General features: G+C 64.1%; 11 protein-coding genes and 2 tRNA genes. All 13 read left to right on the forward strand.

What is annotated here, in order from left to right; genetic code table 11:
• Nucleotides 1–47: 47 nt before the first annotated feature.
• The 13 genes from folP to pnp all read left to right on the forward strand — a co-directional run bounded on the left by folP (nt 48) and on the right by pnp (nt 12,565).
• A complete protein-coding gene (gene folP, locus BLT16_RS16340; RefSeq protein ID WP_176817258.1) occupies nt 48–905 on the forward strand; it encodes a dihydropteroate synthase in 858 nt (285 codons plus the stop codon).
• A complete protein-coding gene (gene glmM, locus BLT16_RS16345; protein WP_089659575.1) occupies nt 902–2,248 on the forward strand; it encodes a phosphoglucosamine mutase in 1,347 nt (448 codons plus the stop codon). The genes folP and glmM overlap by 4 nt, the downstream gene beginning before the upstream one ends.
• Before the next feature lie 84 nt (nt 2,249–2,332).
• The gene (gene tpiA / locus BLT16_RS16350) at nt 2,333–3,082 is read left to right on the forward strand and encodes a triose-phosphate isomerase (RefSeq protein ID WP_089659576.1); all 750 of its coding nucleotides are present in this window, start codon (nt 2,333–2,335) and stop codon (nt 3,080–3,082) included.
• Between the two features lie 4 nt (nt 3,083–3,086).
• Nucleotides 3,087–3,446 (forward strand): preprotein translocase subunit SecG, encoded by a 360-nt coding sequence (gene secG, locus BLT16_RS16355; protein ID WP_089659577.1) that lies wholly within the window; start codon nt 3,087–3,089, stop codon nt 3,444–3,446.
• Between the two features lie 27 nt (nt 3,447–3,473).
• Nucleotides 3,474–3,560: transfer RNA gene (locus tag BLT16_RS16360), tRNA-Leu, on the forward strand.
• A 133-nt stretch (nt 3,561–3,693) separates the two neighbouring features.
• A tRNA-Met gene (locus tag BLT16_RS16365) sits at nt 3,694–3,770 on the forward strand.
• Nucleotides 3,771–3,977: 207 nt separating this feature from the next.
• Entirely contained in the window at nt 3,978–4,439 is a 462-nt protein-coding gene (gene rimP / locus BLT16_RS16370; RefSeq protein ID WP_089659578.1) for a ribosome maturation factor RimP, read from the forward strand.
• Between the two features lie 46 nt (nt 4,440–4,485).
• On the forward strand, nt 4,486–5,979 hold the full coding sequence (nusA, locus tag BLT16_RS16375; RefSeq protein WP_089659579.1) for a transcription termination factor NusA: 1,494 nt from the start codon (nt 4,486–4,488) through the stop codon (nt 5,977–5,979).
• Nucleotides 5,980–6,006: 27 nt separating this feature from the next.
• On the forward strand, nt 6,007–8,541 hold the full coding sequence (gene infB, locus BLT16_RS16380) for a translation initiation factor IF-2 (RefSeq protein ID WP_089659580.1): 2,535 nt from the start codon (nt 6,007–6,009) through the stop codon (nt 8,539–8,541).
• A 17-nt stretch (nt 8,542–8,558) separates the two neighbouring features.
• Nucleotides 8,559–8,951, forward strand: a complete 393-nt coding sequence (gene rbfA / locus BLT16_RS16385; protein WP_089659581.1) for a 30S ribosome-binding factor RbfA — start codon at nt 8,559–8,561, stop codon at nt 8,949–8,951.
• Complete coding sequence (gene truB, locus BLT16_RS16390; protein WP_089659582.1) at nt 8,951–9,886, forward strand: tRNA pseudouridine(55) synthase TruB; 936 nt, start codon at nt 8,951–8,953, stop codon at nt 9,884–9,886. Before rbfA ends, truB begins: the two co-directional genes overlap by 1 nt.
• A gap of 108 nt (nt 9,887–9,994) precedes the next feature.
• A complete protein-coding gene (gene rpsO, locus BLT16_RS16395; protein WP_089659583.1) occupies nt 9,995–10,264 on the forward strand; it encodes a 30S ribosomal protein S15 in 270 nt (89 codons plus the stop codon).
• A gap of 168 nt (nt 10,265–10,432) precedes the next feature.
• Nucleotides 10,433–12,565, forward strand: a complete 2,133-nt coding sequence (gene pnp, locus BLT16_RS16400; RefSeq protein ID WP_176817259.1) for a polyribonucleotide nucleotidyltransferase — start codon at nt 10,433–10,435, stop codon at nt 12,563–12,565.
• The last annotated feature ends 103 nt before the right edge of the window (nt 12,566–12,668 follow it).

A 12,668-nucleotide genomic window follows, 5' to 3' on the forward strand; every position in this document is an offset into this window, starting at 1 on the left:
GCCTTTGCCTGGCTAGGCCGGGTTATGAACATCATCAGGACCACTTCATGAGCGACAGCAGCGCCTTACTGCACTGCGGACGACACCGCCTCGACCTCTCGTATCCCCGCGTGATGGGGATCCTCAACGTGACGCCGGACTCCTTTTCCGACGGCGGCCGCCACATCGTGGTCGACGATGCGCTGCGCCACGCCGAGCGCATGCTCGCCGAGGGGGCGGCGATCATCGACGTCGGCGGTGAGTCGACTCGCCCCGGTTCGCAGTCGATCCCCGCTCAGCAGGAGCTGGATCGCGTGGCGCCGGTGGTCGAGCGACTGGTGCGTGAACTCGATGCCCTGGTCTCGGTGGACACCAGCAGTCCCGAGGTGATGCGCGAGACTGCGGCCTTGGGTGCCGGCATGTTCAACGACGTGCGCGCCCTGCAGTGCGAGGGTGCGCTGCAGGCGGCGGCGCGCAGCGGCCTGCCGATATGTGTGATGCACATGCAGGGCGAACCCAGCGACATGCAGCAAGCGCCGCACTATGCTGAGCCGATAGAGGAGGCGGTGGTGCGCTTTCTTGCCGAGCGTATCGCGGCCTGTGAGGCGGCCGGGATCAGGCGTGAGCGGCTGATCCTCGACCCCGGCTTCGGCTTCGGCAAGACAGTCGAGCATAACCTGCGCCTGCTGCGGCGTATGCAGCACCTTGAGGCGCTGGGGTTGCCGCTGCTGGTGGGCATGTCGCGCAAGAGCATGATCGGCAAGGTGCTCGAACGACCGGTGGAGGAGCGCCTGCCCGGCGGGCTGGCGCTGGCGGCACTGGCCGTCGAGCGCGGCGCGCGCATACTGCGGGTTCACGATGTCGGGCCCAGCGTGGACGCCGTCAACATGACATGGGCTGTGCTACAGGAAGGCTTGGAACCATGAGCAAACGCTATTTCGGAACCGACGGGATTCGCGGCACGGTGGGGGAGTACCCGATCACTGCCGACTTCATGCTCAAGCTCGGCTGGGCGATGGGGCGGGTGCTGACCGAGGGGGGTAGCGCCAAGGTGCTGATCGGCAAGGATACCCGTATTTCGGGCTACATGTTCGAGTCGGCCCTGGAGGCCGGGCTCTCGGCGGCGGGGGTGGATGTCTCGCTGCTGGGGCCGATGCCGACGCCGGGCATCGCCTACCTGACGCGCACTTTCCGCGCCGACGCCGGGATCGTCATTTCGGCTTCGCACAACGCCTTTGCCGACAACGGCATCAAGTTCTTCTCCGCCGAAGGCACCAAACTGCCGGATGCCGTGGAGTCACGCATCGAGGCAATGCTCGAGGAGCCGCTGACCACAGTGGCGGCCGCCGAGCTCGGCAAGGCGGTGCGCATCAACGATGCCCCGGGGCGCTACATCGAGTTTTGCAAGTCGACGATTCCCGATCGGCTTAGCCTGCACGGTCTGAAGATCGTGCTCGACTGTGCCCACGGCGCGACCTATCACATCGCGCCCAGCGTGTTCCGCGAGCTGGGCGCCGAGGTCAGCCTGATCGGTGCCAGTCCCGACGGCCTCAATATCAACCAGGAAGTCGGCTCGACGCACCCGGCGGCGCTGCGCGCGGCAGTGATCCAGCAGGGCGCCGACCTGGGCATCGCCTTCGATGGCGACGGTGACCGCGTCCTGCTGGTCGACGCCGACGGACGCGAGATCGACGGTGACGATATCCTCTATCTGATCGCCCGCGACCGTCACGGCCGCGGCGAGCTGGGTGGTGGCGTGGTGGGTACGCTGATGTCCAACTTCGGGCTGGCGGCAGCGCTGGAGTCGATGGGCGTGCCCTTCGAGCGCGCCAAGGTGGGCGATCGCTACGTGATCGAGCGGCTCAGCGCCAACGGCTGGCAACTGGGCGGCGAGTCCTCCGGCCATATCGTTTGCGGCCATGTGCAGACTACCGGCGACGGAATCGTCTCGGCGCTGCAGGTGGTGGCGATCATGGTGCGCGAGGGCGTGCCGCTGGCGCGCCTGCTGTCCGGGCTCGAAAAAGCGCCCCAGGCACTGATCAACGTGCGTCTGACCGCGGGCACCGATGCCAAGGCGGTGATGGCGACCTCGGAACTGCAAGAGGCAGTGAGCGCGGTCGAAGAGGCGCTGGGCGACCAGGGCCGGGTGCTGCTGCGGCCGTCGGGCACCGAGCCGCTGATCCGGGTCATGGTCGAGGGGCGCCCGCACCTCGACGTGGAGGGGCTGGCGCGCCGCCTTGCCGGTGATGTGGAGGCGCTGCTGGCCTGAGCGGTGGCTCGGGTTGTCAAGCCGCGGTTGTCATGCTAGGGCCGCTCCTATACCATTTCGCTCCACCTTGAGGGAGGACTGCAGATGCGTTCGCCACTGATTGCTGGCAACTGGAAGATGAATGGCTCCACCGAACTGGTCGAGGCGTTTGGCCGAGCCTTCGCCGAGGCGCGGCTGCCGAGCGGCGTCGAGGTGGTGATTCATCCGCCGTTCCCCTATCTCGAGGCGGCGCGCCGGGCGTTCTCCGAGACGCCGCTGGGGCTGGGTGCACAGACCCTCAACCCGTTTCACAGCGGTGCACGTACTGGTGAGGTCAGCGGGACGATGCTCAAGGAGTTCGGCGTCGGTTATGCGCTGGTCGGGCACTCCGAGCGGCGCCAGCTATACCGCGAGAGCGACGAAGACGTCTACGATCGCCTGATCGCTGCGCTCAGCGCCGATATTCGCCCTATCCTGTGCGTCGGCGAAACCCTCGAGGAGCGCGACGCCGGTCGTACCGAGGACGTGGTGCTGCGCCAGGTTGGGCATGCCATGGCACGTCTCGAACCGGCCCAGCGAGCGCGGGTAGTGATCGCCTACGAGCCGGTCTGGGCGATCGGCACCGGGCGCACCGCGACCCCGCAGCAGGCGCAAGAGGTCATGGCGGCGATTCGCGAGTATCAGGCCGGCTATGACCGCGATCTCGCCGCGGCTCTTCCGCTGCTCTACGGCGGCAGCATGAATGCCAGTAACGCGGCTGAGCTGTTGGCTCAGCCGGACATCGACGGCGGCCTGGTGGGCGGTGCTTCGCTCAAGGTCGACGATTTTCTAGCCATTTGTCAGTCAGCAGGTTGAACCCATGCAAGTTGCCATTCTCATGATTCACGTGGTGATCGCCATCACCTTGGTCGCGCTTATCCTGCTGCAGCAGGGCAAGGGCGCCGAAGCGGGGGCTGCCTTCGGTGGCGGTGCCTCCCAGACGGTATTCGGCTCGCGCGGTTCAGGCGGCTTCCTGTCCAAGTTCACGGCGCTGCTCGCCGCGTTGTTCTTCGCGACCTCGATGGCGCTGGCCTATTTTGCCACTCAGGCCAGCCAGGCGCCGGAAGCGGGGATTCCCGATTCGCGCCTGATCGAACAGCAGCAGGGCGTGCCGACGCTTGACGACGAGGCCGCGGATATGGATAATACCGCGCCAGTGCTAGAGGAAAGCGGCGACTGACGCTGCCGGAATCGGTACTCCCCTGTTGCCGAAGTGGTGGAATTGGTAGACACGCTATCTTGAGGGGGTAGTGACCTAACGGTCGTGCGGGTTCAAGTCCCGCCTTCGGCACCAACCTGAAGCACATGCCAGGCATGCGTTTCAGCAGCAAGAGTGGCATCGGCGATAGCGGCCGGCCCGAGGAGCCCTCAAATCACGAGCCTCCTTGACGCTAATTGGCACGCTAGCTATACTCGCCGACCTGTGATGCGGGGTGGAGCAGTCTGGTAGCTCGTCGGGCTCATAACCCGAAGGTCATCGGTTCAAATCCGGTCCCCGCTACCATCTTGGTCTGATGTCATCAGGGGCCGAGTTGGTATGAAAGGTTTCTTGTAAAAGGCCCCTTCCAGTGAAGGGGCTTTTTGTTAGCAGCTCATCTGTTGACCGTTCATTCGTTAACAGCCCGTGCTGATAGCACGCCAATCAGCCACCTAGCTGTCTCTTCATCTCCTGGCCAGGTGCCTGACGCAACGGCTGTAGGAGTCTTCGTCTGTGGCAATCAAGGACGCCGCGCTACATGCGCTAATCGAGCCGGTGGTGACCGCCATGGGCTTCGAACTCTGGGGAATCGACTATCTTTCTCAGGGCAAGCACTCCCGGTTGGTGATCTACATCGACGGCCCTGACGGGGTGACGGTTGACGACTGTGCCGATATCAGTCGGCAAGTCAGCGCCGTATTTGACGTCGAGGACCCGATCGCCGGCGAATATCGCCTCGAGGTGTCATCGCCCGGCATGGATCGGCCGCTGTTCTCCCTCGACCATTTCGAGCGCTATGCCGGGCACGTCGTGGCGCTCAAACTGCGCGCTCCCTATGAAGGGCGGCGCAAGTATCAGGGCTTGCTGGCCGGCATCGAAGGCGATGACGTGCTGCTGCAGCTCGACGGTGAAGAGTACTGCTTTCCCATCGACGGCATCGATCAGGCGCGCGTCGTGCCTCAGTTCGAGGATTGAGGCCGGTGACGATGAATAAGGACAGGTTTTCTGGCGAGGCAAAGGCATGAGCAAAGAGATTCTGACGGTCGTAGACGCGATCTCGAACGAAAAGGGCGTGCCCCGTGACGTGATCTTCGAAGCGGTGGAAGCGGCCCTGGCCAGCGCGTCGCGCAAGCGCTTCGAGCAGGAAGAGGCCACGGTGCGGGTCAAGATCGACCGCGCCACCGGGGACTATGAGACATTTCGCTTCTGGACCGTGGTTGAGGACGATGAGTTCGAGACGCCGGATCACGAGATCAAGCAGAGCATCGCTGAGCAGCGCGATCCGCCGCTAGCGCTGGGCGATGTGGTCGAAGAGAGGATCGAAAATGCCTCCTTCGGTCGCATTGCGGCACAGACCGCCAAGCAGGTCATCGTGCAGAAGGTGCGCGAGGCCGAGCGGGCCGAGGTGGTGCGCCAGTATGCGGATCGCGAAGGCGAACTGGTCGCCGGTATCGTCAAGAAGACCACCCGCGATGGCCTGATCATCGACCTGGGTGACAACGCCGAGGCGTTCCTACCGCGCAGCGAGATGATCCCCGGCGAGCGCTACCGCATGAACGAGCGGGTGCGCGCGCTGCTGGTAAAAGTCGATCCGGAGGCGCGCGGCTCGCAGCTGATCCTGTCGCGTACCTGCCCGGAGCTGATCATCGAGCTGTTCAAGATCGAGGTGCCGGAGATCGCCGAGCAGCTGATCGAGATCAAGGGAGCGGCGCGTGACCCAGGCTCGCGAGCCAAGATCGCGGTCAAGACCAACGACCGGCGCATCGACCCGGTGGGTGCCTGCGTCGGCATGCGTGGTTCGCGGGTGCAGGCGGTGTCCACCGAACTGCAGAACGAACGGGTCGACATCATCCTGTGGGACGACAACCCGGCGCAGTTGGTGATCAACGCCATGGCCCCCGCTGATGTCGGCTCGATCCTGGTCGACGAGGACAGTCACGCGATGGATGTCGCGGTGGCCGAAGACAACCTCGCTCAGGCCATCGGCCGCAGCGGTCAGAACGTGCGGCTGGCGTCCGAGTTGACCGGCTGGCGGCTCAACGTGATGACCGAAGATGAAGCCGAGGGCAAGCGCGAGCAGGAGATCGACAGCCTGGTCGAGCACTTTATCAATCACCTCGAGATCGACGACGAGCTGGCACGCATTCTGGTCGAGGAGGGCTTCACCTCGCTTGAGGAGATTGCCTATGTGCCGCTCGAGGAAATGCTCGAGATCGAGGAGTTCGACGAGGATCTCGTCGAAGAGCTGCGCGCACGCGCCAAGGACGAGCTGTTGAACCTGGCCATTGCCTCTGAAGAAGAACTCGACGGCGCTCAGCCGGCCGAGGATCTCCTCGAGATGGACGGCATGGAGCGTCATCTGGCCTTTATCCTGGCCAGCCGGGGCATCGTCACGATGGAGGACCTTGCCGAGCAAGCCGTCGATGATCTCAAGGATATCGAGGGTGTGGACGAGGAGCGCGCCGCGGCACTGATCATGACTGCCCGTGCGCCTTGGTTCGAGAGCGAACAGTAATCAGGTCACGGGCTCAGGAGGGTCGTAATGTCAGAAATGACCGTTAAAGATTTCGCAGTCAAGGTGGGGCGCGACGTGCCTCGTCTGCTGGAACAGATGAAAGAAGCCGGGCTGCCGCACAAGTCCGAGGGCGATGCCGTATCCGAAGAGGACAAGCAGCGCCTGCTCGACTATCTGACCAAGAGCCATGGCGGCAGCAGCGCTGGGGCGCGTAACCGTATCACCCTGACGCGTCAGACCAAGAGCCGCATCAGGAGCGGTGAGCGCGGCAAAACCATCGAGGTACAGGTGCGCAAGAAGCGTACCTACGTCAAGCGTGAAGAGCCGGCGGCTGAAGAGCCCAAGGCCGAGGAGAGCGGGCCGCGCCAGCTGGTCGGCGATATGGCCGACTCGCGCCAGCAGGCCGAGGAGCAGGCCAAGGCCGCCGAGGCCGATCAGGCGCGCCAAGCAGCTGCAGAAGCAGAGCAGGCCAAGGCAGAGCAAGCCAAGGCGGAACAGGCCAAGGCAGAGCAGGCCGAGGCGGTCAGCGAGCCGCAGATTCCAGTGCCTGACCTCAACAGTGGCCCCAGCGAGGCCGAGCAGCCACCGGCACCGCCCAAGGAGGGTCGCGAGCAGCGTCGAGTGCCCAAGAAGGCGGCGGCCAAGAAGGGGCGCGGTGGACGCGATGATGACGACCGCGGTGATCGCGAAGAGCGTCGTCGCGGCGCCGGTGCCAAGAAGGCCAAGCGCGCTGAACGTCGCGGTACGCGTCGCGGTGGTCGTGATGGCGGCGGCGGCAAGCACGGTTTCCAGAAGCCGACGCAGCCGATCGTCCGCGAGGTTTCGATCCCCGAGTCGATCAGCGTTGCCGACCTGGCCGACAAGATGTCGATCAAGGCCAACGAAGTGATCAAAGCGATGTTCACCATGGGCGCGGCGGTGACCATCAACCAGACCATCGACCAGGACACTGCGGCGATCGTCGTCGAGGAGATGGGCCATACGCCCAAGCTGGTCAAGGACGATGCGCTGGAGACCGAGGTGCTCGAGGCCATCTCCTATGAGGGGGATGAGATCACGCGTGCTCCGGTGGTGACCGTGATGGGTCACGTCGATCACGGCAAGACCTCGCTGCTCGACCACATCCGCAAGGCCAAGGTCGCCACCGGCGAAGCCGGCGGCATCACCCAGCACATCGGTGCCTACCATGTGGAAGACAAGCACGGCGGCGTGACCTTTCTGGATACTCCGGGCCACGCGGCGTTCACCGCCATGCGTGCCCGCGGTGCCAAGGCCACCGACGTGGTCATCCTGGTGGTCGCCGCCGACGACGGCGTCATGCCCCAGACCGTCGAGGCGATCGAGCACTCCAAGGCAGCCGAAGTGCCGATCGTGGTAGCGGTCAACAAGATCGACAAGGAAGGCGCCGACTTCGATCGGATTCGCAACGAGCTGTCTCAGCACGGGGTGATTTCCGAGGAGTGGGGTGGCGATACCCAGTTCGTGCACGTCTCGGCCAAGACCGGCGAGGGCATCGATGCACTGCTCGAGGCGGTACTGCTGGTCTCCGAGGTGCTCGAGCTCAAGGCCGTACCGGAAGCGCCTGGCAAGGGTGTAGTGGTCGAGTCGCGCCTCGACAAGGGCCGTGGTCCGGTCGCCACGGTGCTGGTCCAGAACGGTACCCTGAAGAAGGGTGATATCGTGCTGGCCGGTCTCCACTACGGCCGCGTACGCGCCCTGACCAACGAGCTTGGCAAGCAGGTCGACAGTGTCGGCCCGGCGATGCCGGTGGAGATCCAGGGCCTCGACGGTACCCCGGATGCCGGCGACGACTTCATGGTCGTGGCCGACGAGAAGAAAGCGCGTGAAGTCGCCAACTTCCGTCAGGGCAAGTACCGCGAAGTGCGCCTGGCGCGCCAGCAGAAAGCCAAGCTGGAGAACATGTTCAGCCAGATGGGCCAGGACGAAGTGGCCAAGGTCAACATCGTGCTCAAGGCCGATGTGCAGGGCTCGCTGGAAGCCATCAAGGGCGCGCTGGAAGAGCTCTCCACCGATGAAGTGCAGGTGGCCGTGGTCTCCTCCGGGGTGGGCGGTATCACTGGTACCGATGCCAACCTGGCGCTGGCCAGTGACGCCATCGTGGTCGGCTTCAACGTGCGTGCCGATGCTTCTGCCCGCGAAATCATCGAGCGTGAAGGCCTGGATCTGCGCTACTACAGTGTCATCTACCAGCTGATCGATGAGGTCAAGCAGGCCATGAGCGGCATGCTGGCACCGGAGTGGAAGGAAGAGATCGTCGGTGTGGCCGAGGTCCGCGACGTCTTCCGCGCGCCCAAGATCGGCGCCGTGGCCGGCTGCATGGTGGTCGAGGGCAGCGTACACCGCAACAAGAAGATCCGCGTGCTGCGCGACAACGTGGTCATCTACGAGGGCGAGCTCGAGTCGCTGCGCCGCTATAAGGATGACGTCAACGAGGTCCGCCAGGGCGTGGAGTGCGGTATCGGCGTCAAGAACTACAACGACGTCCAGACCGGCGACAAGATCGAAGTCTTCGATCAGGTCAAGGTCGAGCGCAGCCTGTAACGGCGCGAGGAGTCAGCATGAGCGAGTTCAAGCGCACCGACCGGGTCGCTGACCAGCTGCAGCAGGAGCTGGCGGTATTGATCCAGCGCGAGGTCAAGGATCCGCGCCTGGGCATGGTGACCGTCAGCGGGGTCACGGTCAGCCGTGACCTCGGCTACGCCGACGTCTACATCACCCTGCTGGGCGACAACGACGCCGAGCGGATCAAGGAGAACCTCAAGGTGCTCAAGCGCGCTGCGGGGTTCCTGCGTAGCCAGATTGCGCGACGCATCAAGCTGCGCCACGTGCCGGAACTGCGCTTTCACTACGATGAAAGCGTGGTGCGCGGCCAGCGGCTTTCGTCGTTGATCGACGAAGCCGTGGCCAGTGACCGCTCACGCAGCGGCGATGATGACGAGGGCCAGCGCTGATGGCGCGACGCCGTCGCGGCCTGCCGGTGGATGGAGTGCTGCTGTTCGACAAGCCCCAGGGCGCCTCGAGCAACCAGATCCTGCAGCGGGTCAGGCGGCTGTTTCAGGCCCAGAAGGCCGGGCATACCGGTACTCTGGATCCGATGGCCACCGGCCTGTTGCCGATCTGCTTCGGCGAGGCGACCAAGTTCTCTTCGCACCTGCTCGACGCCGACAAGGTTTACCGCACCCGGGTGAAGCTCGGCGAGGTGACCGACAGCGGCGATGCCGAGGGCGAGGTGATCGAGCGCCATGCGGTGCCGGTACTGGATGAAGCCCAGCTCGAGGCAGTGCTGGCCCGCTTTCACGGCGAGATCGACCAGCTGCCGCCGATGTACTCGGCGCTCAAGCACCAGGGGCGCAAGCTCTACGAGTTGGCCCGCGAGGGCAAGACGGTGGAGCGTGCAGTGCGCCGCGTGACAGTGTATGATGCGCGCCTCCTGGCTCACGATGCCGAGGGCTTCGAGCTCGAGGTACGCGTCAGCAAGGGCACCTATATTCGCACCCTGGCGGAAGACATTGGCAGGGCGCTGGGCTGCGGGGCCCATATCACGGCGCTGCGGCGGCTCAAGACCGGCCCGTTCAGCGGTGAGGCGATGCTCGATCTGCCTACGCTGGAAGCGTTGGAGGACCAGCCCGCCCGTGAAGCGAAGCTGATGCCGGTGGACGTGCTGGTGGAACATCTGCCGGCACTTGGCGTCGATGCCGAGCAGGCCGGACGTCTGCTGCACGGCCAGCCGATTCGCGCTGAGCGGCGCGACCTGGCCACTGGCAGTCTGGCAAGACTCTACTGTGACGAGACCTTCCTGGGTCTCGGCACGGTGAAGGCGGCGGGGGAAATCGCTCCCCGACGCCTGTTGAATACCTCGGCCGTCGCTGGCGACGGCCGTGTGTAAGCAACCCGCGGAACGCTGCACGAAGCAGCGTTCGGCAGGCGTGGAGACTGCAAATATGCGTGGTCTCCGACATTCATCATTCAGGCATATTGCTTACTGGAGAGACAGATGGCACTGACCGCTGACAAGAAGGCCGAGATCGTCAAGGAATTCGGCCGTGGCGACAACGACACCGGTTCCCCCGAGGTTCAGGTGGCCCTGCTGAGCGCTAACATCGATGGCCTGCAGGATCACTTCAAGACCAACAAGCAGGATCACCACTCGCGTCGTGGCCTGATCCGCATGGTCAACCAGCGCCGCAAGCTGCTGGATTACCTGAAGCGCAAGGATTTCGAGCGCTATCAGTCGCTGATTCAGCGTCTGGGTCTGCGTCGCTAAGCGACGCCCCAGCAGCGCGACACGAAACGGGCAGCCCCTCGGGGCTGCCCGTTTCGCGTTGATAGGCGGGAAATGTCGCCAACCGGTGGCCCCGGCGCGCGCCAACCACTAAAATGGTCGCCGAGTCAAAACGACCTAAACGACACAGACAAGTTGAAGGATGCTACCGTGAATCCGGTAAAGAAAACATTCCAGTACGGGCGCAGCACCGTCACTCTCGAGACGGGCCGCATCGCGCGTCAGGCCACCGGCGCCGTGCAGGTGACCATGGACGATACCGTGGTGCTATGCACCGTGGTGGCGAAGAAAGACGCCAATCCCGCCCAGCCCTTCTTTCCGCTGGGCGTGTTCTATCAGGAAAAGACCTACGCCGTAGGCAAGATCCCGGGGGGCTTTTTCAAGCGTGAAGGCCGCCCCACTGAGAAAGAGACCCTCACGTCGCGGTTGATCGACCGTCCGATCCGTCCGCTGTTCCCCAAGGGGTTCATGAACGAGGTTCAGGTGGTGTGTACCGTGCTGTCCACCGATCGGAACCACGACCCGGACATCGCTGCGATGTTGGGTACCTCGGCGGCGCTATGCATTTCCGGTGTGCCGTTCAGTGGCCCGATTGCTGCCGCACGCGTGGGCTTCGATGACGACAAGGGCTACTTCCTGAATCCCACCGTGGAAGAGCTGGCCAGTTCGGAGCTGGACATGGTCGTCGCCGGCACTGACAAGGCCGTGCTGATGGTCGAGTCCGAAGCTAAGGAGCTGCTCGAGGACGAGATGCTGGGCGGGGTGCTGTTTGCCCACCAGGAAATGCAGGTGGCGATCGCCGCCATCAACGAGCTGGTGGCGGAAGCCGGCAAGCCCAAGTGGGACTGGCAGCCGCCGGTCGAGAATACGCCTCTCAAGGATGCCGTCAAGGCCGGCTTCGAGGCCAAGATTGGCGACGCCTATCGCATCACCGACAAGATGGCGCGCCAGGACGCTCTGGCCGCGGCCAAGGCCGAGGCGGTCGAGCAACTGGCCGGTGAGGAAGAGGGCAAATTCGATGCTGACGAGGTCAAGGGCGCCTTCGCCAGCCTCGAGAAGCAGGTCGTGCGCGCCCGCGTCACCAGCGGCGAGCCGCGCATCGACGGCCGTGATCACAAGACCGTGCGGCCGCTGAACATCGAGGTTGGTAACCTGCCCAAGACCCACGGCTCGGCGCTGTTCACCCGTGGCGAGACCCAGGCGATCGTCATCGCAACCCTGGGCACCCTGCGCGACGCCCAGTTGATCGAGTCGCTGGAGGGTGAGCGCAAGGATCGTTTCCTGCTGCACTACAACTTCCCTCCTTACTGCGTGGGTGAGACCGGCTTCATGGGTGGCCCCAAGCGCCGCGAGATCGGCCACGGACGCCTGGCGCGGCGCGGCGTGCAGGCCATGCTGCCCAACGAGGATGACTTCCCCTACACCATCCGCGTGGTCTCCGAGATCACCGAGTCCAACGGCTCGAGCTCGATGGCCTCGGTATGCGGTACCTCGCTGGCGCTGATGGATGCCGGCGTGCCGCTCAAGGCGCCGGTAGCGGGCATCGCCATGGGCCTGGTCAAGGACGACGACAAGTTCGCGGTACTGACCGACATCCTCGGTGACGAAGACCACCTCGGCGACATGGACTTCAAGGTTGCCGGGTCCGCCGCTGGCGTGACGGCGCTGCAGATGGACATCAAGATCGAGGGCATCAACGAAGAGATCATGGAGCAGGCGCTGCAGCAGGCCCATGAAGCGCGTCTCAACATCCTCGAGCAGATGAACGACGTGATCGGCCAGAGCCGCAGCGAAGTTTCCGAAAATGCGCCGTCCATGGCCACCATCAAGATCGATCCGGACAAGATCCGCGACGTGATCGGCAAGGGCGGCGCCACCATTCGCAAGATCTGCGATGATACCGGTGCCTCCATCGATCTCGACGACGACGGTACTGTGCGCATCTATGCCGAGGACAAGAAGGCCGCCAAGGCAGCCATCGATATCGTGCTGGGCATCACCGCCGAAGCCGAGATTGGCAAGCTCTACAAGGGCAAGGTGGTACGCATCGCCGACTTCGGCGCTTTCGTCAACATCATGCCGGGTACCGATGGTCTGGTGCATATCTCGCAGATCGTCCCCGAGCGGGTCAACGACGTGCGTGACTTCCTCAACGAAGGCGACGAGGTGACCGTCAAGGTGCTCGACATCGATAACCGCAACCGCGTTAAGCTGTCGATCAAGGAGATCACCGAGGAAGAGAAGGCCGCATTCGAAGCCGAGGTGGCCGAAACCGAGATCTAACGTCTTAGCGACAAGGATCGAGGTGCAAGACACATCGCCCCCGCAGCGTGAGCTGCGGGGGCGATGTCGTATGGCGCACACAGTATGCATGGCTATTGATTTC

Origin of the sequence: Franzmannia pantelleriensis (genome assembly GCF_900102875.1) — a bacterium.
Lineage (GTDB): Bacteria > Pseudomonadota > Gammaproteobacteria > Pseudomonadales > Halomonadaceae > Franzmannia > Franzmannia pantelleriensis.

Coding starts and splice junctions, on each gene's coding strand:
- folP (WP_176817258.1), top strand. CDS start 48: ATGAGCGACAGCAGCGCCTTACTGCACTGCGGACGACACCGCCTCGAC.
- secG (WP_089659577.1), top strand. CDS start 3,087: ATGCAAGTTGCCATTCTCATGATTCACGTGGTGATCGCCATCACCTTG.
- nusA (WP_089659579.1), top strand. CDS start 4,486: ATGAGCAAAGAGATTCTGACGGTCGTAGACGCGATCTCGAACGAAAAG.
- infB (WP_089659580.1), top strand. CDS start 6,007: ATGTCAGAAATGACCGTTAAAGATTTCGCAGTCAAGGTGGGGCGCGAC.
- tpiA (WP_089659576.1), top strand. CDS start 2,333: ATGCGTTCGCCACTGATTGCTGGCAACTGGAAGATGAATGGCTCCACC.
- rbfA (WP_089659581.1), top strand. CDS start 8,559: ATGAGCGAGTTCAAGCGCACCGACCGGGTCGCTGACCAGCTGCAGCAG.
- glmM (WP_089659575.1), top strand. CDS start 902: ATGAGCAAACGCTATTTCGGAACCGACGGGATTCGCGGCACGGTGGGG.
- truB (WP_089659582.1), top strand. CDS start 8,951: ATGGCGCGACGCCGTCGCGGCCTGCCGGTGGATGGAGTGCTGCTGTTC.
- rpsO (WP_089659583.1), top strand. CDS start 9,995: ATGGCACTGACCGCTGACAAGAAGGCCGAGATCGTCAAGGAATTCGGC.